This window comes from Faecalibacter sp., from assembly GCF_057177045.1.
Genome location: NZ_CM169987.1, coordinates 205,172 through 228,451 on the forward strand (window position 1 = coordinate 205,172; position 23,280 = coordinate 228,451).

The 23,280-nt window shown below is 34.2% G+C and carries 21 protein-coding genes and 6 tRNA genes; 10 read left to right on the forward strand and 17 right to left on the reverse strand.

Translation table 11 applies throughout. The annotated features are described in order from the left end of the window. Position 1: 1 nt before the first annotated feature. The 16 genes from pdeM to AC1QSP_RS01010 form a co-directional block, all read right to left on the reverse strand. Positions 2-652 (reverse strand): ligase-associated DNA damage response endonuclease PdeM, encoded by a 651-nt coding sequence (gene pdeM / locus AC1QSP_RS00935; protein WP_484079370.1) that lies wholly within the window; start codon positions 650-652, stop codon positions 2-4. Beyond that, on the reverse strand, positions 645-3,080 hold the full coding sequence (locus AC1QSP_RS00940; RefSeq protein WP_484079371.1) for a ligase-associated DNA damage response DEXH box helicase: 2,436 nt from the start codon (positions 3,078-3,080) through the stop codon (positions 645-647). Before AC1QSP_RS00940 ends, pdeM begins: the two co-directional genes overlap by 8 nt. Then, positions 3,077-4,672, reverse strand: a complete 1,596-nt coding sequence (locus AC1QSP_RS00945; RefSeq protein WP_484079372.1) for an ATP-dependent DNA ligase — start codon at positions 4,670-4,672, stop codon at positions 3,077-3,079. The genes AC1QSP_RS00940 and AC1QSP_RS00945 overlap by 4 nt, the downstream gene beginning before the upstream one ends. After that, on the reverse strand, positions 4,669-5,661 hold the full coding sequence (locus AC1QSP_RS00950; RefSeq protein WP_484079373.1) for a ligase-associated DNA damage response exonuclease: 993 nt from the start codon (positions 5,659-5,661) through the stop codon (positions 4,669-4,671). Before AC1QSP_RS00950 ends, AC1QSP_RS00945 begins: the two co-directional genes overlap by 4 nt. A gap of 6 nt (positions 5,662-5,667) precedes the next feature. Continuing rightward, positions 5,668-6,882, reverse strand: a complete 1,215-nt coding sequence (locus AC1QSP_RS00955; RefSeq protein ID WP_484079374.1) for an NAD(P)/FAD-dependent oxidoreductase — start codon at positions 6,880-6,882, stop codon at positions 5,668-5,670. A 342-nt stretch (positions 6,883-7,224) separates the two neighbouring features. Continuing rightward, positions 7,225-7,893, reverse strand: a complete 669-nt coding sequence (locus AC1QSP_RS00960) for a response regulator transcription factor (protein ID WP_322970368.1) — start codon at positions 7,891-7,893, stop codon at positions 7,225-7,227. Beyond that, positions 7,890-8,648, reverse strand: coding sequence for a sensor histidine kinase (locus AC1QSP_RS00965; protein ID WP_484079375.1), 759 nt, complete (start codon positions 8,646-8,648; stop codon positions 7,890-7,892). Before AC1QSP_RS00965 ends, AC1QSP_RS00960 begins: the two co-directional genes overlap by 4 nt. A gap of 613 nt (positions 8,649-9,261) precedes the next feature. Beyond that, on the reverse strand, positions 9,262-9,846 hold the full coding sequence (locus tag AC1QSP_RS00970; RefSeq protein WP_484079376.1) for a hypothetical protein: 585 nt from the start codon (positions 9,844-9,846) through the stop codon (positions 9,262-9,264). A gap of 163 nt (positions 9,847-10,009) precedes the next feature. Further along, complete coding sequence (locus AC1QSP_RS00975; RefSeq protein WP_484079377.1) at positions 10,010-13,390, reverse strand: ATP-binding protein; 3,381 nt, start codon at positions 13,388-13,390, stop codon at positions 10,010-10,012. Continuing rightward, positions 13,374-13,955 carry a DUF4194 domain-containing protein gene (locus AC1QSP_RS00980; RefSeq protein WP_484079378.1) on the reverse strand — a complete coding sequence of 194 codons (582 nt, stop codon included), beginning with the start codon at positions 13,953-13,955 and terminating at the stop codon, positions 13,374-13,376. Before AC1QSP_RS00980 ends, AC1QSP_RS00975 begins: the two co-directional genes overlap by 17 nt. Further along, positions 13,948-15,411, reverse strand: coding sequence for a DUF3375 domain-containing protein (locus AC1QSP_RS00985; RefSeq protein ID WP_484079379.1), 1,464 nt, complete (start codon positions 15,409-15,411; stop codon positions 13,948-13,950). Before AC1QSP_RS00985 ends, AC1QSP_RS00980 begins: the two co-directional genes overlap by 8 nt. Positions 15,412-15,541: 130 nt before the next feature. Next, positions 15,542-16,114 carry a pentapeptide repeat-containing protein gene (locus AC1QSP_RS00990; RefSeq protein ID WP_484079380.1) on the reverse strand — a complete coding sequence of 191 codons (573 nt, stop codon included), beginning with the start codon at positions 16,112-16,114 and terminating at the stop codon, positions 15,542-15,544. 63 nt (positions 16,115-16,177) lie between these two features. Next, positions 16,178-16,555: a VOC family protein gene (locus AC1QSP_RS00995; RefSeq protein ID WP_484079381.1), complete on the reverse strand. Its 378-nt coding sequence runs from the start codon at positions 16,553-16,555 to the stop codon at positions 16,178-16,180. A 6-nt stretch (positions 16,556-16,561) separates the two neighbouring features. Further along, positions 16,562-16,969, reverse strand: a complete 408-nt coding sequence (locus tag AC1QSP_RS01000) for a hypothetical protein (protein ID WP_484079382.1) — start codon at positions 16,967-16,969, stop codon at positions 16,562-16,564. 26 nt (positions 16,970-16,995) lie between these two features. Beyond that, complete coding sequence (locus AC1QSP_RS01005; protein WP_484079383.1) at positions 16,996-17,463, reverse strand: hypothetical protein; 468 nt, start codon at positions 17,461-17,463, stop codon at positions 16,996-16,998. A 56-nt stretch (positions 17,464-17,519) separates the two neighbouring features. Further along, the gene (locus tag AC1QSP_RS01010) at positions 17,520-18,437 is read right to left on the reverse strand and encodes an N-acetylmuramoyl-L-alanine amidase (protein WP_484079384.1); all 918 of its coding nucleotides are present in this window, start codon (positions 18,435-18,437) and stop codon (positions 17,520-17,522) included. A 147-nt stretch (positions 18,438-18,584) separates the two neighbouring features. Between AC1QSP_RS01010 and AC1QSP_RS01015 the strand changes: the two genes are divergently transcribed. The 6 genes from AC1QSP_RS01015 to AC1QSP_RS01040 all read left to right on the forward strand — a co-directional run bounded on the left by AC1QSP_RS01015 (position 18,585) and on the right by AC1QSP_RS01040 (position 19,207). After that, a tRNA-Ser gene (locus tag AC1QSP_RS01015) sits at positions 18,585-18,668 on the forward strand. 42 nt (positions 18,669-18,710) lie between these two features. Continuing rightward, positions 18,711-18,785, forward strand: a tRNA-Pro gene (locus AC1QSP_RS01020). Between the two features lie 27 nt (positions 18,786-18,812). Further along, positions 18,813-18,886, forward strand: a tRNA-Arg gene (locus AC1QSP_RS01025). A 38-nt stretch (positions 18,887-18,924) separates the two neighbouring features. Further along, positions 18,925-19,008: transfer RNA gene (locus AC1QSP_RS01030), tRNA-Ser, on the forward strand. Between the two features lie 23 nt (positions 19,009-19,031). Next, positions 19,032-19,106 (forward strand) — tRNA-Pro (locus AC1QSP_RS01035). 27 nt (positions 19,107-19,133) lie between these two features. Further along, positions 19,134-19,207: transfer RNA gene (locus tag AC1QSP_RS01040), tRNA-Arg, on the forward strand. Positions 19,208-19,295: 88 nt separating this feature from the next. Here AC1QSP_RS01040 and AC1QSP_RS01045 read toward each other — a convergent pair. After that, positions 19,296-19,532 (reverse strand): hypothetical protein, encoded by a 237-nt coding sequence (locus tag AC1QSP_RS01045; protein WP_484079385.1) that lies wholly within the window; start codon positions 19,530-19,532, stop codon positions 19,296-19,298. Positions 19,533-19,638: 106 nt separating this feature from the next. Here AC1QSP_RS01045 and AC1QSP_RS01050 point away from each other — a divergent pair, with 106 nt between their 5' ends. From AC1QSP_RS01050 to AC1QSP_RS01065, 4 genes are all read left to right on the forward strand, one after another. After that, positions 19,639-20,028: a hypothetical protein gene (locus AC1QSP_RS01050; RefSeq protein WP_484079386.1), complete on the forward strand. Its 390-nt coding sequence runs from the start codon at positions 19,639-19,641 to the stop codon at positions 20,026-20,028. Between the two features lie 66 nt (positions 20,029-20,094). Further along, positions 20,095-20,829 (forward strand): lysophospholipid acyltransferase family protein, encoded by a 735-nt coding sequence (locus tag AC1QSP_RS01055; RefSeq protein ID WP_484079387.1) that lies wholly within the window; start codon positions 20,095-20,097, stop codon positions 20,827-20,829. Between the two features lie 9 nt (positions 20,830-20,838). After that, on the forward strand, positions 20,839-21,843 hold the full coding sequence (locus tag AC1QSP_RS01060; protein WP_322970291.1) for an acyl-ACP desaturase: 1,005 nt from the start codon (positions 20,839-20,841) through the stop codon (positions 21,841-21,843). 97 nt (positions 21,844-21,940) lie between these two features. After that, complete coding sequence (locus AC1QSP_RS01065) at positions 21,941-23,278, forward strand: cytochrome ubiquinol oxidase subunit I (protein ID WP_484079388.1); 1,338 nt, start codon at positions 21,941-21,943, stop codon at positions 23,276-23,278. Positions 23,279-23,280 lie beyond the last annotated feature (2 nt).

Genomic DNA, 23,280 nt, shown 5'->3' on the forward strand with positions numbered 1-23,280 from the left:
TTTACGGATTATATTCGATGATTTCGTTACCAAAAATAGGGTAGATGCGATTTTCTTCCGTTTTTTGATACAAGAATAATCCTGTGTGTTCGCCGTATGCAGGAATAATTAGCGTTTGTTTTTCAAAGTAAAAACAAGGCAATTTGAAATGTTGTCGGGCACGTCCTCTGATCGAAATTCCAGGATGATGATGTCCAATCACATTCACTTGATGGGGAGCAATTTTAATTTTTTCGTGCGAAAAAATCACCTCATCGATTGGGTAGGATTTCACGACTTCCAAATTTTCAATTTGATAGAAAGCTTGGGGTAAAATATCGTGATTTCCTTTGGTTAGGATAAATTGAATGTGATGATTGATTTGTAAAAATTCAATAAAATCAAACCAATCCGAATTCAACTCGCTATGAAAAACATCACCCAACAAAATCACGGTTTTGATTTGAAGTTGTTCTATCAGACCTTGTATTTCGTGGATTTGTTTTAAGTTATTGACAGGCGGCAAAAACGCACCATTTTTACGAAAATGCGTAATTTTTCCCAAATGCCAATCGGCAATCACCAACGTCTGGTGATCGGGTAGATGTACTAATTTTTGGGGAAGAAAGTGTAGTTTAGTGTGGTTGTGTTTCCATTCAAAAAAATTAACCATTGATCATTTCGTCCTTTAATCGTTTTAATCTCGTTTCCCAATCCTCGTTCGAATAACGTTCGCGGAAAGATTCGGCAAAGATAGGGAATGCAAATGGAGTTAATTGAGAAGGTTTTCTTAAAATTATCTCGTGAGCATCAATACGTTCGAAGGCTTTTTGCATACGGTGACGTTCCAATTGAAAATCGTAAACTTCATCATATGCTTGTTTGTATAATAAATTTTCAGGCTCATAATCTTGAAATACTCCAAAGAATAATGAAGCATTGGCTTGTAGGTGTTTGGTCTTCACTGATTTTCCAGGATATCCGTTAAAAATTAAACCAGAAATACTCGCAATATCTCGAAATTTATGACGTGCCATTTCTTCCAAATTTACCCCATTGGCAATGTCTTCCGAAAGATTTTCTATGCTGAATAATTCGAAAATATAATCTTCAATCGGAAATTCTTGATCACTTAATAATTCAAAACCATAATCGTTGGACGAAATACTAAACGTCATCGGTTGGATTTGACTGATGCGATAAGCTAAAATGGCCGCCATTCCTTCGTGTACCAATTTTCCATCGTAAGGATAACACAAGAAGTGATACCCATTTTTTGTATGAATGTATTCGACTAATAATTCATTTTCTTTTGGCAAATAGGAGATGCGCTGTTGTTCTTGAAACAACGGTTGTAAATAGCGTAATTCTTCGTATTTTTTTGATATGCGTTGATCCATTTCATCAAACATATGACGAATTGCTTGTCCATAATTACTCGAAATTCCCATTCGACCCCCTCGCCAAGACGGAATCGTTCCTTTACTCTTTTTTGAAGGCTTAACAATGACTTCATTGAATTTCATTTGCTGAATCTCTAATGGTCGTCCCGAAAACCAAAAAGCTTCCCCTTCTTTTAATCGGCTGATGAATCCTTCCTCAATCGAACCCAAATATTTACCACCCGCCATTTTCACTTTCATCATCAAATCAGAAACAATTGCTCCGACCGATAATCGATGTTGCATCGCGACTTTACGGGAAGTGGGTTTGTATAAATGATCTTCTTCGTCTTTTTCCAATTTATGAAATTCTTCATAAGCTGTTAACGATTTTCCACCTTGCGTCAATAAATGTAAACATTGCATAAATTCATCTTTACTTACACTGTTGTACGCGTGTGTTTGAAGAATTATATTATACAATAAATCAGGATTTAATCCTTCGCCAACGGCCATCGTCATCATATACTGAATCAATAAATCGAAGCTTCGGATGTAGGGCAATCGATCTTCGATGAATTGATTTTCTAAAGCATATTTGATGGATGAACCTTCCATAATTTCTAGCGAATGAGTCGGAAGAAAATAGATTTTTGATGTTTCATCTGGTCGATGACCCGAACGTCCTGCACGTTGTAAAAAGCGCGCAATTCCTTTTGAAGAACCAATTTGTATCACGCAATCTACGGAACGAAAATCGACGCCTAAATCTAAACTCGACGTACAAACAACCGCTTTTAGAATGCCTTCGTGTAAGGCATCTTCTACCCAAAGGCGCAATTCATCACTTAAAGATCCGTGATGTAATGCAATTTGACCAGCAAAATCAGGATGATGGGTGATCAATTGTTGGTACCAAATTTCCGCTTGTGAGCGCGTATTGGTAAACAATAACGTCGATTGATGTTCTAAAATAATTGGAATCACTTTATCGATTAATTTAATTCCCATGTGTCCCGACCACGGGTATTTTTCCAAATTATCTGGATAAATGGTATTGACTTCGATTTTCTTTTTGATGTTGGATTTAATTAATGTGGATGCTTGATGCGGAATCAAAATTTCTTTGGCTTGTTCTAAATTGCCAATGGTCGCTGAAATTCCCCACACTTTCAAATTTGGATTAATCGTTCGCAACGTTTGAATCGCCAATTCCATCATTACCCCACGTTTGGAACCAATTAATTCGTGCCATTCATCCACCACAATAAATTCCAAATGTTCAAAGAATTTACGCCATTGTTTCGTCGCTAAAAGTAAATGAACACTTTCGGGTGTGGTGATTAAGGCTTCAGGCGAATTTTTGACTTGTTTTTGACGAGCCGAAGAAGAAGTATCACCAGTTCTTAATTCAATACGGTAATCTAAGTCTAGTTCTTCAGATACCCGATTGGTCGCCAAATAAATTTCTTTGGATAAGGCACGCAAAGGCGTAATCCATAACGTGTGTAAACCTTTTCTTTTGGGATTATTTTTAAGCGTTTGATTGTAATAGAAATCTAAAATTCCGAACCAAATGGCAAATGTTTTTCCATAACCCGTCGGTGCATTCAATAAACCCGATTCACCTTTCTGAATGGCATTCCACGTTTGTTTCTGAAACGGATGAGGTTTCCAATTTTGGTTGTAATAAAAAACATCAGCAAAATTATTTTTCATGATCCGTATCGTTTAAGCATTTCTAGTAAATCTTCTTTGGTATTGGCTTCATTGGCTAATTTATCTTCTCTCCATCGTAAAATTCGTGGAAATCGAACGGCAACACCTGATTTATGTCGTGTACTTTCTGCAATTCCTTCAAAAGCTATTTCAAACACCAATTCGGGTTGTACACTGCGAACGGGACCAAACTTTTCAATGGTATTGCGTTTGATCCATCGGTCGACTTTGGTGATTTCTTTATCGGTTAATCCAGAATAGGCTTTCGCGAAAGGCACCAATTGATCACCTTCCCAAACGGCAAACGTATAATCGGTAAACAGATTAGATCGTCGTCCCGAACCACTTTGGGCATACAATAGAACCGCATCAATACTCAACGGTTGGGTTTTAAATTTAAACCAATTTCCTTTTTTTCGCCCCACTTCGTAAGGCGATAGGCTGCGTTTAATCATCAAACCTTCGCATTGGTAATCACGTGCAGCATCCCGAAATGCTCTGGCTTCTTCCCAATCGGCAAAATGCATTTCATCGGACAGCAACAAATAAGGTGAATTAATTTCTTTTAAAATTTCAATCAAAAATGAGCGTCGTTGTGTTAGGGGTAATTCACGAATATCTTTACCGTTTTTTTCTAAGAGATCGTAACAAACCATAACCAAAGGTGCTTCTTCCAAATATTTTTTGGTGATGTTTTTTCGTCCAATTCGCGTTTGCATCACACTAAATGGCAAAGGTTCTCCCTCTTTCCATGGAATTATTTCACCATCGATTACTGTACCGTTTGGTAATTGATTTTTAAGTTCATCAAACTCAGGAAATTTATCGGTCAAAATATCTTCCCCGCGCGACCATATGTAAATTTGCTCATTACGAACAATGATTTGACCACGAATACCGTCTAATTTTTTCTCTAAAATAAAATCCTCAATCTTTTCGGTTTCAAAAAAAGAATCTTCCACAGCATAGGCTAAATAAAAAGGGTAGGGCAGATGTTCTTTGCTTTCGACTGCATTTTCATTGAATAAATCGTCGAATGAGGTTTGCAATGGATCCCATTTCCCGATGATTAAATGCGCAATGGTTGAGGTTTTTTGGTTGAGATATTGCGCCAATGCACGAACAACTAATGTTTTTGAAACTCCAACGCGGAAATTACCCGTAATCAATTTATTGAAGATGAATAAATCGGTATCGCTTAATTGATTCCAATGGGTTAAGACATAGTCTTTCTGTTCTGCTTCATCCCAGTTTTTCGCTTCCGTTAAATCATTAAAATAGTCACGCAGGGATTTATTCGATGATGTATTTTCGTGTTTTGGTATTAATAACGCTAAGGTTTCTCCTAAATCGCCGACCACATAATACGAATCTTCCACCATCCATAGCGGAATCCCTGAAATTTCGGAACACCATTCCCTTAAAATGGTAGTTTTAAATGCACGTTTGGGTTTATTTCCAATTAATAAAGCGACTGCGAAAAGCAATTCATCTGGATCGACCGTTTTGAAATAATGGACCAATGCCTCCACTTTTTGATTGGTTTTAGTTGTGCTGTCTAATGCATCAAATAATTCGGCAAATTTTCTCATTCTTCTTCGTTTTCATTAAACAACGTATGCAACACTTGACCATTTAAGCCTAATTCTTCATTCACCCATTTGGTAAACTGTAATTCGTAACCGTGGGTTACATAAATATTTTCAGCCTCACAATTTTTGATGGCTTCATTTAAACTTTTAAAATCGCAATGATCGGAAAAAACAAATCCTTTATCTACGCCACGACGACGGCGAGCGCCACGTACTTGCATCCAACCGCTGCAAAATGATTTGCGTGCTGGACCCAACTTCTTTTGCCAAGCTGAACCATCGGTTGCAGGTGGACATATGATTAAACTATTTTTGATTTGGTTTTTATCGGTTTCTTGAACAATGGGTAATGCCTCAAAATGAAAACCTACTTGTTCAAATGCTTGGTTAATATTATATACCGCAGGATGAACATAGATTGGTCCAATTTCTTTATCAATTGAATTTAAGATCGATTGTGCTTTTCCTAAAGAATAACACATGACAATCGTGTTGAGGTCTTTGGTTTGATTTTCTTTCCACCATTCTTCAATTTCTTTGAATACTTTTAATGGAGATTCAAATTGATAAATGGGTAAACCAAACGTGGATTCCGTAATAAAATGATGACATTTCACCGGTTCGTAAGGGGTTGATATTCCATCATCGTACAATTTGTAATCGCCTGTAATCACCCAAATTTCTCCTTTGTATTCTAATCGAATTTGAGAAGAACCAATGACATGACCAGCAGGATGAAACGAGATTTTTACCCCATTGATTGTGATTTCTTGGTTGTAATCCACCGTTTCTACCACAATGTCGGCTCCCAAACGATGGCGCATCACTGGTTCGGTATAGCGATGACATAAATATTTTTTATTGCCCCAATGTGCGTGATCGGCGTGGGCGTGAGTAATTAACGCTTTGTTGACTGGTCGCCAAGGATCGATGTAAAAATCACCTTGGGCACAGTAGATTCCATTTTCGTTGGTTGAGATCAATGGCATAAGCATTTATTTAGAAGGTCGATCGAAACCGAAGGTTGTTAATCGTTGGTCTTTTTTCCCTAAAATTATATTGGTCAAAACTTGAGCCGCAATCATAGAAAAGGTGATTCCATTACCGCCGTAACCTAATGCAAATAGTTTGCGATCACCTTTTTTATACGGTCCCATATAAGGTAAACCATCTGCTGTTGCACTAAATGTTCCACACCACGCCATTTCGGTAATGAAATCAATATCAGGGTATAGGTTTTTAAATTTACGTTCTAAGATTTTAATTTTATCTCGCAATAGCTCATCTCGTTTTTCTGGATTATAAAATTCTTCATCTTCCCCACCGACAATCAAACGATTATCCGTTGTCGTTCGCATGTACAAATAAGGTTCGGCTGTTTCCCAAATCAAACTTTTGTGTGGCCAAATCATTTTTTCGTCCATGGGTTGAGAAATAATTGCATAGGTTGAAAGTAAATCCATGACTTTTTTAGGAAGAAATTGACCCGCTTCAAAACCACTAGCTACAATTACATATTGACACGAAATTTTATGTCCGTGTTCTGTGGTTAATTCACAGCCATTTTTAGATTCTTGAATCTCTTCTATTTTAGTATGGGTGAATAATTTTAAATCATGTTTTTTCTGATGGTATTGAAGTAAACCGATTGCCCCTTTATAGGCATCCATCATCGCAGAAGTATCGTTCTGTAAAGCAGCAATTCCATCAATATTTTGGTATTCCTTTAATTCTTTTGCATCCAAATAGTTGACCGGTAAACCTACTTCTGTACGGATTTCATATTCACGGTCTAAAAGTTCAACTCCTTTTTTATTACTGGCTAGCAAAACTGTTGGCACACGAACAAAATCCGCATCCACTTTTGTTTTTTTGAATACATTTTCGATATCTGTAATGGATTGTAAGCAATTAAAATAGGCATCGATGGCAATTTTTTCAGGGACTTTCTTCACCAATTCGGATAATGGCACATCAATTTCGTATTGTAATTGGGCTGTAGATGCTCCTGAACTTCCTGTGCCAATCGTACGTTTATCAAAAATGGCACATTCGATACCGGCTTCACACAATTCGTGTGCTACGAGAGAACCTGTGATACCTGAACCGATAATGGCTACATCGACCTTTATGTTTTTGCGTAGGGGATGGTATAGATTGAAAAATTCATTTTTAATCACCCAAAAAGGTAATCCTGAATGTAAATCCATAAGGTTTAGTGTTTTGTGTAGTGAAGTAACAAAAAGTAAACCAAAAGAAAATGAAAAAGCCATTCCGGAACGAATGGCTCAATAAGTAAGTTAGGATAATATTTTTGGTTTAGATCGGATGGGGAAACCTAGGATTTGAACAAATCCTAGGTTTTTAATTTCTTTAACACAGCGCATGTGTTTTTTATAAGGAATAGGTTTAAGTAGGATAAATTGTGTCGTTAGGTTTAGGTTTGTTTTTTCTCATTCTTTTATTCTATTTCAAAGTTAGGAAAAGGTTTATTGAAATGTTTGAGGGAAAACAACCATTTTGTTAATTAGGGAAAACCCTTAGTAGTGGTTTTAAGTATTTGTTATAACGTAAATCCCATTTAGAATCGCATAAGTAACCATCCCGACCACATTTTTACATCCTATTTTTTCCATAATTTTAGCACGGTGCGCTTCAACAGTTTTTGTGCTGATAAATAATTTTTCTGCGATTTCTTTAGTTGAATATTCTTTACAAATTAATTGCAAGACTTCGATTTCTCGTTCACTTAAAGAAATCATACTCCACGGATTATCTTTTTTATTTTTTAAATGAAGAAATTCATTGATGAGTTTTTGATTTCCTTCATTAAAATAAAATCGATTCATATGTATTTGTTCGATGGCTTCAAATAGTTCTTCTTTATCGGTATACTTCGGTAAAAAACCAGAAATACCATATTTAATCATATACCCATACATGGATGGATTATACATGGATGAAAGCACTAAAATTTTAATTTCTATTCCTTTTTCTTGTATACGATCTAATACTTCTAATCCATTAATAGGAGACATGTTTAAATCCAATAAAAGAAGATCAGGGATTTGTTCTAGTTTTTCTAATTCTTCTAAAAATTCAATTGGATTAGTATTCTTCATACATACTTGAAAAGTTGGATTAAGAGATAAAAGAGTACTAATCGCATCTACCAACAATTTTTCATCGTCTAAAATTCCAATTTTTATGACTTCATTCATAAGCTGATGATTAAACGTGTCCCTTGACCTGGAGCTGATTTATATTTATAATGTGCATCAATAGCACTTAAACGTGTTTCAGTGTTATTAATACCCAACCCATGATTTATTTTCGTTAAATCAATACCAACCCCATTATCCGCAATTCTAAGATACAGTTTCTCCTTTATGGATTTAAGATGTATAGTGATTTCACTTCCTTGGGAATGTTTTATTGAATTGGTTATAAATTCTTGAATCACACGATATAATTGATGTTCCACTAATTTTGAAGGGAAATGAATTTCTTCAGAAGCATATAAACGGATAGAAAATTCGTTGCTCGTATAGCACATTTCTTTTAAGCAAAGCATTAAGCCTAAATTATCAATCTCCACTGGAAATAAATAATGGGTCAAATCCCGATTTTTTTTAATTAAATTTTTAAGGTCATCCCGAATAATCTTTAATTCTGTCGGATAAGATTCAGGTTCTAAAGTGTTTAATTTTAATACAATCAAATTCAGTTTATTACTGATCTGATCATGTAACTCGGATGCAATCATTTTTCGTTCATTCTCTTGGGTAATAATAATTGCTTCTTTTAATTGCTTTTCGGTTTTTAATCGTTCTTGAAAAACAATTTCATTTTTTTCAATTGTCTTTTTAAAATTAAGTTTGATTAAATAACTGATAAATACGACTAGGATAATCAGTAAGAATAGCGTTATAATAATCCAAAGTAAAATTACTTGAGGGTTTTGCCATTTTTCCATATGTATGATAATAAATAACCGTAAAAACAAGAGATATTAAGTATGTTAATCAACCAAATCAATAAAATTAAAAAATCATCGTAATTAATGATGAAATTAATCGGAAGGTTTAGAAAGGTTCTAAAAACTAAGTATATGCTGAGGTATACAAATATGTTCTTCGAAAATTCAATTTTATCCGATTTTAATTCCTGAACCATTTGGGACAAGGATAATATTAATAAAAATATGGAGTTTACAGTATTGGAATAATTTTGATATTGGGTATGATCAAGGTATTCTGTCGTGAAAAATTCATAGCTATTAAATCCTAAAATAAAAATGAATACCCCATAAATTATCGGATGAATTTTCTGGCTGTTTTGTCTAATGATTAAAAACAGAAAAATTAATTCGATGGTGTTATAACAATTGATAAAGAATAAGTTGTTTCCTACTTTGAAACCAAAATATCGACTGCAAATATCAATGATCAAGGAAAAGATGAAAAATATTCCAACTGTTCTTATCTCAAGGGGTTTAAATTTGAAATATAAGCATGAAATTATTCCTAAACTTAAAATCAATGGAGATAATAAGCTAAAATAACTCACGAAAAAATAAAAGTATTCCATTAAAATGAGGGTTTGAATGGAGGAACAGGTCGAGTCACATCCATATAGGCATCATTTATGGTAACTAAATCAATACGATTTTTATTATTTTTCTCCGTTTCGTTGTATAATCCTAAGACACATTTGTTTTTTGCATTCTTTTTAAAATTGTGAATATTTACTTCAAAATACTGCACCATCGTCCCAGCGTCTAATTGTTCATCAATAAATTGATTGCAATTTTTTAAATACATTTCAACACGTTTTTGATACGCTTCGAAACTAATTTCATTGGGATTAGAAAAATCAACTAATCGTAAAGTGTTTTTTGCTTCTACTTTAAATGAGGCAAACGGCGCAATGAAGTATTTCATTGTCTTAGCAGTTGTTGCATTAAATTCACCTTTTCCTAAAACGAGTATAGCATACAGTTGCTGTGCATTATAACCCAAAAAAACACGTGCTAATTCACCTGCAATCTTCGAATCATAAGTGATGTCATCAAAATTTGCGGCTAACGATTGATTCAATACGTCTTTTAATTCTTTTGATTTTTTATTTTTTAGGAGTTGAGAGTAGTTGTTAATCAGTAAAATTGGATCCATAAGTTTTAATATTAGAATAATTAATTAGTGTTGTTGTAAAATTAACGAAATTCGTTAAAATTTGATTGATATTAGGATGAATATTTTATCATCAATTCCAATAAAAAAAGCTACCTGTGTGGTAGCTTTAATGTTATCAATATGAATTGATTTGGTGTTGTATTTATGCCATCACATCAAACAATTCTTTTTGGGCTTTGTATTGCGTAATGGGCATATCGTATAACCACGAATATTTTTCTTCTTTTCTTTCCACATAATGCACAAACGAAATATGATCTTCTACAATATGGATGTTATCTGCAGGCGTAACCACCAATAATTGTAAGTTCAATTGCTCACATAGACGCAATAGATACTTCGCTTTATCTTCATCTTGAGCTTTAAATGCTTCATCAATCGCAATAAAACGGAACGTATTTGCTTTGTCTTTTCGCATTAATCCAAATTGATAGGCTATTGCCGAACCTAAAATCGTATATGTTAATTGGGCTTTTTCTCCACCAGAAAGCGCTCCCATATGTTCGTGGGTTTTTACTTTTTCGTTCGTATCACGACGGAATTCTTCGGCTTTGTAATTAAACCAATAACGTACATCCATCACTTTCGAACGCCATTCTTCTTTATTTAATTTCTTGATTAAAGGCGCGATATGATCGTTAAAATGGTCACGTTTTTCTTCAAATAACATCAACGCATCATTTCCATTGGCAATCGCACGATTCAATAATGCTTTGAAATCTTGAATTTCGGCTACATAATGTGGATTCGCAACCAATTGAATATAGGTTGTATATTCTTTTGTGTTGTAATCAATTTCAGCAAGTGATTCGTTTAATAAACCAATGTTTTCCTGTATATTTTCAGCCCAATTCTCAAAGAACATTCGGAAATCTCCAATTTTATTGATGATCGTTTCTTGTAAATACGATTCAAATTTCGTTTCGAAACGTGGTAAATTATCTTCGCTTAATCGCTGATAGAATTCTTGGTATTCCGAAACCAATTCCAAATGCGTCGAATCGGGTAGAGCAGAAGCGTCCGAACGCCAATCCTTGTATTTTAAGATGATATCTTCTTTTGGATTTTTGAATTCGTTGATTTTCTGTTTGATTTTATCTTCCGCTAATCGTTTCGAATACTCAAAACTTTTGATTTGCGTTTCTAATTCTTTCTGGAATTCCGTTTGTTTCAGCTTAATCGAGAAATAATCAATCGCTAGTAAATCCTGATGTTTTTCTTCGAATTCATCAATTGAAACTACATCCAACGCTTTTAAGATCTCTTCGTTACGTTTGATTTCTTTTTGGATCTGCTGAATTTGAGTCTCCACTTTAAAGGTTTCACGGTTTAGATTATGAATTTCCTTTTCAGACAATAATTTCAACGTTGCTTGAACTTTCTCTAATTCGTTTTGTAAACCTTCCGTACGATTGGAACCTGAATTTAAAACATCAATTAAATGTTGTTTTTGAGCAATTTCTTCCTCGATTTCTTTGGTTTCGATAATCGCGTAAGAAGTGAAAGTATTTTCTACTTTCGAAATCGTTTCTTTGATCTTCTCAATGAATTGAATCTTCTTTTGCGTTTCATGGATCAACAATTCATTCGCTTCAAATTCTGCTTCAAACTCTTTTAATTCTTGATAAATCGCTTGAATTTTAGAGGTATTTTCCCAACCTAAAACAAAGTTTTCCTTACGCTTGGTTTCAGTTCGTCCATCTTTTTGGATATTTCCATTCGCAAAAACGATCGTTCCCTCTTTTAAAACGGTATTTACATTGGAAATGATTTCATCAGAACAAACAAAATCAAATTGTTCTTCGATCGTTTCTTTGATCCATTTGGCGTAAATACTTTCCGTTTTAAACTCTAACTGATTCACCAAATGATTATCTGCAACAGCAGGTTTCAAACCTTCCATCGAGGTAAATCCTTTGTACGCTAAAATCTGAACAAATGCTTCTAATTGATTGGATTGAATGTATTTTTCGACCTCTGTCAAATATTTTTCAGGAACTACAATTTGATGTGCAAATTGATTTAATATTTGTTCAATTGCTGTTTCCCAACTTGGATTTTTAACTTTAATTAATTCAGCAACAAAAGGAATTTCAGCTTGTGTCGCATTGGTAAGTTGTACAATTTCATCACGAACCGTCGCAATTGTTCCAGTAATATTATTTTGATGTTTCGTTAAAAAATCAATGGTTTCTTGAGCTTGCGTAACTTCCGCTTTGATTTGATCCGCCTGATTCTTTAATTGACGAATTTCTTCGTGTAAAACTTCAACATTTGTATTGCTTTCATTTTTGATTTCTGCAATTCGCGAGATGTTTTGATTAAATTCTTCCGCAGTTGGATTCTCAATTAAACCTAAAATCTGAATCAAAGTATTATATGATTGACGTTTTTCTTCAATCACAGCTTTTGATTTTTCCAATTGAGCCAAATCAATTTTGATTTGTTCCAATTGTTTCCCAATATCATCTGATTTAATCTGAACGGTTAAATTCGTTTCTTGATTTTTTAACGATGTTTCTTTTTCTTTTAATTTATCCAACTCTTGCTGAAATCCTTGGAAAGAAGTATTGGCTTTTGTTAATTCTTCTTGTGCTAAGTGTAACCCTTTTTGTGCAAACCAATAAACGGCAGTTTCTTTGGAATGATTTAAGGTTTCCAGCTTTCCGTTTAATTCAATGATTTTGTTGGCGTGTTCGTTAATCGGCTCTAAATATTTGATTTGGTCCTTGACCTTTTCAATATTAATTTTGGCTTCCATCAACGTATTGAAACTTTCTTTCAGCTGTAAAAATTCAGCTTCAGCGTTCCATTCTTCCAACATATTGGTACGAATAAATTCGTCTAAATCTTCCAAAACCTTTACACCAACCACTTGATTGAAAAGCGTTAATGATTTGGAAGATTTCATTCCAAATAAATCGGAGATTCGATCACCATAGGCAATCGGACCGTCCATCAATTCGATTTTTTTCTTTGTCGAATTTGAATTGTATTTTTTATCTAGTGTCTTTTTCCAGTTTCCTTTTTGATCGAAATGAGAAAAGTCGTTTTCGATTAATAAAGGAACGTGCGCAATTCCAAACGTACGTTTTAACTCATCACCTGAAAACCAACGCACTTGGAAAATCGTAATTTTCTTTCCGTCTTTGTTATCAAAATGTGCTAAAATGATCGAGTACGTATTTTTATCACGCAACGATTTCGTCATCGTACCCAAATCACCTTCACGCTGAATGTGGGCATAATTCCCTAACACATAGGTCTCTTCCGTACGGTCACCTTTTTTATCGACACCAGAAGATTGGTTATAAAAACGGTCTTTTTTTGCCGGAACCAACAAGGTTAAAAGTGCATCGATAAACGTACTTTTTCCAGAAGCATTGGCTCCCGTTAACAACGAATTATTCCCTTCGGGCTGAATTCGGAATATGCGATCGGTGAAAGTTCCCCAGTTGAAAACTTCCATATATTGCAGTCTGTATCCCGATTCTTCGGAAGTTGTACTAAATAGATTCAACATATTCCTCTAATTTGTTTTTAAATTCTTGTAATTGGTCCAGAGACACTTTTTCTTTGATGATACGATGAATTTGGTATTTAGTTTCAAATTCGTTTTTATCAATTTCTTTTAAATAACCTAAATCCACAATTCGACGAATGTTAAGATCTAAATCTTTTAAAAGTTTGACTTTGTTGTATGTTTCGGGTAAGAATAATTCGACTTCTTCTTTGATTTCTTGATGCGTAATGAATTTCTCACTTACATCAAATTGCGTAGGATTTTGATCGAACTCTTCTAAACTTTGGCGTAAAACCACTAAGATAATCGAAGCTTCGAATCCAATTTTACGTTTCGAAACCAGACCTAAAGTATTGCCTTCACGGTCTTCTAATTCGCGTAAATAAGCAAATCCTTCGTCTTTTTTTACCACCAATTCTAATCCAATTAAATTCAAGTAATTTTGAATCTCCACTTGGTAGTTTAAAACATCTTGCCAAAGGGATTGATGATTCTCTATCGGCTGTTTTAAAAGCTTTACAATCGCTTTAGAATAGGGTTTGATATGTTGTTCTAAATTACTCATGCTTTAAGGTAATTGTAGGAATTTGTATTGATTTTTGTTCTGTTTTGTTGAATACAATTTCTTGTAATTCTGCATCGTTTTTGTCGTGATTGTACTCGTTACTTAATGCGATAAAAGCAAAAAGTTCGGGTAAACCTTTTTGTAAACCACCTGAATTTTCAATGATTTGATTTAAATCTAATTCAGAATACGTCGCTAATTGTTCGTTAATACGTTCACGAATCACTTGTTTATCAATTGCGTATTTATTGAAAATCTTTTCTAAATGTTCTGATTTTGAAATATCTGATTCAGCAACTTTTGGACGCGCATCATAAATTACTTCTTGGGTTTGTTCCATCGTTAACTTACGGTCAAAAGGCAAATGGATATTAATGCCATCGTCCACGATTAACGAAATATCTGGCGATTCTTTATGTTGACTAATTTTAATCAATGATTTTTTGATGTCCTGAATCGTTTTCTTCGTGGCTTTTGCATTGGAAACTTGCGTTTCTCGAATTACTTTACTCAGTTTATCCGCCATTTTATCGTTGGCTTTGTACACTTTTTGTCCAGCCGCGTGCAGATGCTTTTTCATATTTTTTAGATAAGCATCCTGAATTTCAATTTCTTTTTGCGATAGGGTAGCGTACAACTCTTGCGTTAATTTATCCCATTCGGTTTGAAGCGAAGGATTCAATAAGAAATTCCAAAAGGCATAAAAACTTTTTCCTTGTGGACTTTCTTTTAAACTATCCAAAGCGTTAAACGTAAAATCTAAAATTTCAGATTTTGATAACGTTCCTTCATTATGACGTTGGTAAATTTCTTTTGTAATGGTTTTAAAATTATCTTCCACTTCTTTAAAGTCAGAAAGTAATTCCTTTGCTGCTTGTGTAATTTGATTAACACGTGGAATTATCTCGAAATCTTCGTATACTTTTAACGATTCACCCAAACGTAAATGCATCATTTCTTGTTCGATTTCTTTCTTACGATTTTCAAGAATTTCTAAACGTTGTTCTTTGTTATCGTTTGATAATTCGACCAATTCCTTCAGTTGGGTTACTATGGTTTTGAATTTCGATTCCGTTCCGACATATTCGTCTTTATCTAAACTGTTGATCCAATCCAACGTTTTACTTGTATGGGAAGAAAGTTCGTAAAAAACTTCTCCATTTTCGGTTTGAAAGTTGGATAAAAAGCCACGATTGGTCCAATCGGTAATGTATTTTTTAGCCTTTAATTCGTATGAATCAAAAACCTGAATGTCTGTTTCTTCGTCATTTTCAACTTGACGATATTCCAAATAATCCGTTAAACGAGAATGTATAATCTCTGAAGATAAAATGCGATGTTTCTCTGCGAATTGATCCGCCAAAAAGACTAAAATCAATTCTCTATTTCGCATTTTTAGCAAATCCACACTTGGTGAACGTTGTAAAATGGATGAAATTTTTGAACCGTCTAACATATAAATGATTAATAATTAAAATCTTAGCGTATACATGCTAAAATAGAGGATAGACGGGCAATTTAAGTTTTTATAATCGTTTTTTAAAACCTAGAAACCGTTAAAATAAAAAGACTTATAAACAAGAATATTATTCGATTTTTACGTTAAAAATATCCAATAGACCCAAACAATTTTCTTTAGAAAATTTAGCATTTTTGATTTTGTTTTGCGTTGGATTGATAGAAAAGTTGAAAGACGAGATTAGATTCGCTTTTTCTAAATTGGTTTGCTCAAAAATCGCATTCTTCAAGTTGCAATTTTCAAAGAAGGTTTGTGAAAAATCAGCGTAAGCGAAATCGACATGTTCTAACGCACAATCTTTAAAATGAGTTTTAGGAAGTTGAACTTCGTAAAAGGAAGAATCATTTAGTATACACTGATTGAACTTGACTTTTAAACCAAATTTATTACTCGTTTCCAGATTGAAACCCATCATTTTACAATTGGTAAAATTCACCTCTTGAAAGGTAGTCCCATTGATTTGAGCTAAACTCAAATTACATTCAACAAATTCACAATTAATGAAATTAAAATCATTTAAATCAACTCCGTTGAAATTACATTGTATAAAGTGGCATTGCTCAAAATCACCGAAAGATAGAGGAGAAGTTGTAAAATCTATTTTATCAAATCGTTGGTCGGCAGTGTAATTCTTCTGCATAAAAAAATCGTATTCTCTCCAAATGTAGGAAAGAATACGATGAATTTAATTTTTTATCTTGAATTAATCTTCGTCTCCGTAGTCAAATTCGATGGCTTCCCCGAATTGTAAGATGTAACCATTATTGTCTTCGATGGCAAATTCGCGCATTCCCCAATCAAACGTTTCGATTTCGTAAACGACTTTGTTGTGTTTTAATTCTTCCCACGCTTCATCCGCATTTTCAACATTAAAATATAATGTTCCTGTAAATTGAGGTTTTTTGAAATCAGCCGCCGCTTCTGGATTAGCGATATTGATTTCGATATCCCCATTTGTCATGTTTGTCCACACTAATTCATCGTTTTCATCATTGATTTTGAATCCTAACTTTTTGTAGAAAGTCGTTGTCGCGTGAATATCTTTTGTCCAAATAATTGGTACTAATTGGTTTATTTTCATCTTAAATTATTCTTTAATCAAAAGAAATTGTTCATCCAAATTGGCTTGAAAGCCAGCATTTGGAGGCATTATTTCTTGATGGGTTAAAATTAATTGATTTTCATTGATTTTTAAAGTTGTTCTTCTTTTTCCAATGGTATATTCAAATTTTGGTGCTTTGTAAATAAAATGCTTATTTTCAGATTGTTCACCAAAATAGGATTCGGAAAGAATTAAGTTTTGGTTTTCCATTGACCATTTTCCTCTTAAATATTGATAGAACATACCATCAAAAGTTTTGTATTGGAAATAGCCGTTAGCAGATAAAATCAATTTCGATCCAGTTGCATTATTTTCATAAGTTGTGTGGCTTAATTGTGCTCGTGTGAATGAAATCATGCAAAGGAGCAACATTAAAGTCAACGCATTTTTCATATATATCCTGTGTTAATTCATTTGCTTTACCATAATTTCCACCATTTCTTTTTTGGTACGCAAAACTGTACTTTTCCCATAGAATGCATATTCTTAGCGGGAATATTGGTCTTTGCGAAGGCTATACCATGTGGTTCAACAGGTATTAATTCTTCCAACTCTTCAATTTTATACGTTTGTTTGTTCGATGTGATGGCGTATAGATCATTTTCGATATAATAAAACTTATATTCGACAGAAGGCATGGTAAGGTAACCTTCTATGATGGTAGTACGTTCATTGGTTGGAGTGTTTAAATGAAAAGTATTGATCCAATCGAGCAATTCTTCAATGGCTAAGTCTTCATTGAATTGAATAAAGTGCGTTCTTGAATTTTTCATTAAAATCTCAGCTGTCAGTTGAGAATCTTCGTTGTAATTGGCGTTAAAATATTCTTGAGCGATTGTTTGGATCTCTTCAAGATAAAAATTTTTGATGTAAATGTAACTTGACATTTTTTGTTGTTGTGTTGTTTGTATAAAAAAAGCTCCTAAGAATAGGAGCCTCAAATTTACGGATTATATTTTTTGTTTAAAGCTTTAATTATAGCCCATGTTTCAACATCCAACATTCCATCATATTTGATCGGATTAAAGTGATATTGAAAAGCTTGTGTCACTTTTTTAGTTTGCTCATCCCAAATTCCGGTTGGTTGTACATCATATCCATACTTTTTTAATTCTGTCTGAAATTCTTTAATTATAATTTCGCCATCAAAAATAAAGGGAGCAGTTGTGATAAAGTTTTGTTTATCGGCTTCTTCGTACCAAGCACCTACGCCATATTCATCATATAAGCGTTTCCAAGGGAAAAGTGGACCTGGATCGTGTTTACGACCAGGCGCAATATCAGAATGTCCAACCACATTGATTGGTAAGATATTGTAGCGTTTAACAATGTTTTGCGTTAATGCACCCACTTTTTTAAACTGATGTTCAGGGTAAGGATAGTGTGTTTTTACTCCAGCATTTGTAGTATAACCTTGATTGACTATTTCAATACCAATAGAAGTGAAATTTAAATTGTCTAAATTTTTCCATTTGCTTACTCCAGCATGCCAAGCTCTTTTTGTTTCATCCACTAATAAATGGATTTGATCATCGTCGATGTCATTGATTAGGTAATGAGCACTGACTTCTTGTTGCGTTAAAACGCGCATCGATGTTTCGTTATCTAAGGCTGTATAATGCAACACAAGGAATCTTGTACGCTCGTCTTGCCCCACAGCAGGATAATTATCACTATTGATTTTGTAATTTTCTAGTTTTGCCGCACGAGTCATTTCGTACTGGTCAGTTTTAGAATTTACGATAACTGTATCACGAATTATCTTCGTAATGACTTTTTGAGGAATGTTTTTCGAACTTCCGCAGCTGGAAAGTGAAAAAATTGATAAAATTCCTAAAAACACTAATCCTTTAACATTCATTTCTTTACTTGTAATTTAGCTAATGTAGGGCCAAAATTACGCCAAAATTTTTAAATTTTTTTTCAAAAAGACTTGCGTAAACTGAAAAGCCGTTCTATATTTGCAACCGCTTACAACAAGTAACGCTTGTTATTTGAAGCTAAGTTAGGAGAGGTGCCAGAGCGGTAATGGAGCAGATTGCTAATCTGTCATCGGGAAACCGATGCCAGGGTTCGAGTCCCTGTCTCTCCGCAGTAGTTCATTAAAAAATAAGTTTATTTATCTACGAGAATTCGGGGTGTAGCGTAGCCCGGTCATCGCGCCTGCTTTGGGAGCAGGAGGTCGCAGGTTCGAATCCTGCCACCCCGACGAATTTTAGTAATAGAATTTTGGATTGGTCCAGTAGCTCAGCTGGATAGAGCAACTGCCTTCTAAGCAGTAGGTCTCAGGTTCGAATCCTGACTGGATCACAATCTAACGTAGATAAACATATAATTCGAAAGAGTTAGGAGAGGTGCCAGAGCGGTAATGGAGCAGATTGCTAATCTGTCATCGGGAAACCGATGCCAGGGTTCGAGTCCCTGTCTCTCCGCTTTTTTTGAATTTTTTACACCTCGGGGTGTAGCGTAGCCCGGTCATCGCGCCTGCTTTGGGAGCAGGAGGTCGCAGGTTCGAATCCTGCCACCCCGACGAATTTTAGTAATAGAATTTTGGATTGGTCCAGTAGCTCAGCTGGATAGAGCAACTGCCTTCTAAGCAGTAGGTCTCAGGTTCGAATCCTGACTGGATCACTGATCAAAATTAAAACCCATACTTTTTAAGTGTGGGTTTTTTGTTTTATATTGTATTGATAAAAAAAACACCATTAACAGGTGTTTTTTATTGTAATGCTTTGCGCCCTTTCTCGCTTAATTGCTTATAGTTGATGACAGGTTTTTCTAATTGAATTTCAACACTTGGAGTTTCGAAAAAGTCTAATTCATATAAGCCATCTTGAATGTCCCAGTCCGTTTCTATTAAATCATAAATTTTATAAAAGGTGGGTTTGCGCTCAATTTTTACCTTTCGATTTCCATTCATATCCGTGTATACTTCAGCTTTTCTAGTATTTGCCATTTTCTTTGCTTTGTGTGCAAAAATAAAGAATCGGTGGATAATTGATCGTGGATATTAGGGTTTAATATCAAATTTTTATATTTTCGTTTCAGAATACATTAATTCCATGAAATTTTTTGTTTTAGCACTTTTGTTTGCATTTGCAGCTTGTACTTCATCAGTTACAATTCCAACTTCTCCGGCTGTATCCACACGAGTAGATGTTTTGGATGGGAAATGGAGTCATCCAAAAAATGCGACAAAAATTTATTTTGAAGAAGCGCTTGAAAAAGTTGTTCTTACCGATGGTTGTCAAGTGGTTTCTGCAAATTATAAACGAATTGATCCTGCGATTCACTTTTTTAACATTATAGCAACACATCAATCATGTGAAGGGGTAACGCTATCGTTAGAGGATTTGCTAAAGCAAACAATTATTATTAAGCAGGTTACAAAAAATCAAATTGCCTTTTATAATGCCGAAAATCAGAGCTTATTAATTTTGGATAAAAATTAGGAAAACCTTCTGAAATTCATCATTTGAAAAGATTATATTTTACTTAACTTTGAGGAAAAATTAACATTGAAAAAGATAATTGCAATACCATTCACGATCATTTTTTATGTTTTATATGGTTTAACGTTATTAATCATGCACGTAGTGCAATGGTTAGCGTATAATTTAGGAGGCTACAGTGCTCATCATCAATCCGTAAAAGTGATGAATGGTCTATTAGTAGCTTGTACCAAAGTGTTATTTACAACCTATAAATACACGGGAAGAGAAAATTTACCTAAGGGTGTTCCGATCATTTTTGTGGTGAATCATCAAAGTATGTATGATATTTCGCCATTGGAATATGATTTAGCTGATTTACACCCAAAATTTATTTCTAAAATCGAACTAGGTAAAGGTTTACCAAGTATTTCGTATAATTTACAAAAAGGAGGGTCTGCTTTGATTGACCGTAGTAATGGTAAACAATCAATAGATGCCATTAAAAAATTAGCGTTATATATTCAAGAAAATAATTACTCTGCAATTATATTTCCTGAAGGAACGCGAAGTAAAGATGGAACCCCAATTCCATTTAAAGAAAGTGGGTTAAAAGTATTAGCAAAATATGCTAAAGGAGCTTATGTTGTTCCAGTAACGTTAAATAATACATGGGAAATTACCAAATGGGGTGTTTTTCCATTGCATATTGGAACAAATGTTACCATAGAGTATCACCAACCATTAAAGGTAAGTGATTATAAATTTGACGAGCTGTTTGAATTGACAGAGCGTGCAGTAAAATCTAAAATAATCTATTAATAATAAATTATGTCAATACAAAATATCCGTTTAGAAGTAATGCAACTTCTTGAAAAAGATGTTGATTCTTTCATGGATAAATTCTTGGTTCCAGTTGAAAAAATTTGGCAGCCAACGGATTTCTTACCTAATTCTCAGACTGATTCATTTTTTGATGAGATCAAAGAATTACAAGAGGTTTCTAAAGACTTACCAAACGATTTTTGGGTTACCTTAATCGGAGATGCTGTTACAGAAGAAGCATTACCAACTTATGAATCTTGGTTATTAAATATGCAAGGTGTTGTTGACGAAGAGGGGAAGTATTTAGAAAATGGTTGGGCAAAATGGATTAGACATTGGACGGGTGAGGAAAATCGCCACGGAGATGTATTAAATAAATTCCTTTACTTATCAGGGCGAGTAAATATGCGTGAAGTTGAAATTTCAACACAGCATTTAATCAATGATGGGTTTGATATTGGGACATCTCATGATCCTTACCGTAACTTTGTATATACAAGTTTTCAAGAATTAGCGACCTATATTTCACATAATAATGTGTCAAAAATTGCAAAAGACTATGGTGCGAAAAAATTAGCACGTATGTGTAAAATTATCGCTGGTGATGAAATGCGTCACCACTTAGCTTATTCTGAGTTTGTACGACGTATTTTTGAAGTGGATCCATCAGAAATGATGTTAGCGGTGCAATATATGTTCAAATTAAAAATTGTGATGCCTGCACACTTCTTAAGAGAAGCAGGACAAACCAAAGGAAATTTATTTGAACCTTATTCGGATGCTGCACAACGAATTGGAGTATATACCGCTCAGGATTATGTGGACATCATGAAAAAATTAATTGAAATTTGGGATATTGAAAATATCACTGGTTTAAATGATGAAGCAGAAAAAGCAAGAGATTATATTTTAAAGTTCCCAGCACGAATGGAACGTATTTCTTCTCGAATTGTTATTCCAGAAGAAAGCTATGATTTCAAATGGTTAATCCCAGCGACAGGAAAAAAATAATTAAAATCATATTTTTTAAAAGGCATTTCGGAAACGAGATGCCTTTTTTATTTCTAACTTTAAGCAACACAAATAACAACAAAAAACGTTTTAAACTATGGACGATTTTATAGCGGCGCGAAGTCAGATGGCACTTTCGCTCGCCTTTCACATTGTATTTTCATGCGTTGGAATGGTTATGCCTTTTATGATGGCTATTGCCCATTATAAGTATTTAAAAACAAATGATGCCTTGTATAAAGGACTCACTAAAGCATGGAGTAAAGGTGTTGCAATTCTATTTGCGACAGGAGCTGTATCAGGAACAATGCTTTCATTTGAGCTAGGGCTATTGTTCCCAAAATTCATGGAACATGCTGGGCCAATTTTCGGAATGCCTTTTTCTTTGGAAGGAACAGCTTTTTTTATCGAAGCTATTGCTTTGGGGTTTTTTCTTTACGGCTGGGATCGATTCAATAAATGGTTTCACTGGATTTGTGGTGTAATTGTAGGAATCTCAGGATTATCCTCTGGAATTTTAGTTGTTGCTGCTAATGCATGGATGAATTCGCCTGCAGGATTTGATTATATTAATGGAGAATATCTGAATATTGACCCTATAAAAGCTATGTTTAATGAAGCATGGTTTTCCCAAGCTTTACATATGACCATCGCTGCATTTTGTGCAACGGGTTTTGCTGTTGCGGGATTGCATGCTTATTTGATTTTAAAAGGAAAAAATATAGCCTTTCATAAAAAAGCTTTTAAGATTAGTGCGTCGATGGCAGTTATTGCTGCTTTGCTTGCTCCACTAAGTGGAGATATTTCTGCAAAAGATGTTGCTCAACGTCAGCCTATTAAATTGGCTGCTATGGAAGCGCATTTTGAAACAGAAAAAAGTGCTCCTTTTGTATTGGGTGGAATTGTTGATCAAGCGAATGAAACCGTAAAGTATGCCATAAAAATTCCTGGAGTATTGAGTTTCTTGGTTCATTCTGATTTTAATCAAGAAGTGCTTGGATTGAATGAATTTCCTAAAGACGAATGGCCACCTGTACCTATTGTTCACTATGCTTTTCAAATCATGATTACTTTTGGAATGCTGATGATGGGAATAGCAGTTGTATATTTATTTGCTCGATTCTTTAAAAAAGAATGGCTGAATAAAAGATGGATGTATCAATTGTTTATGATTGCAACACCATTTGGATATATCGCTTTAGAAGCTGGATGGACGGTTACAGAAGTTGGACGTCAACCGTGGATAATATACGGAATTATGCGTACTGTAGATGCGATTACTCCAATGCCAGGAATCCAATACTCATTTTATATATTTACCTTGGTATTTGTATCATTATCCATTGTTTTGGTTTTCTTAATGAATCGACAAATTCAGATGGTCGCTCAATTATATGATCCCAACGATCCTAATTATAACCCTGAAAAACACTAATT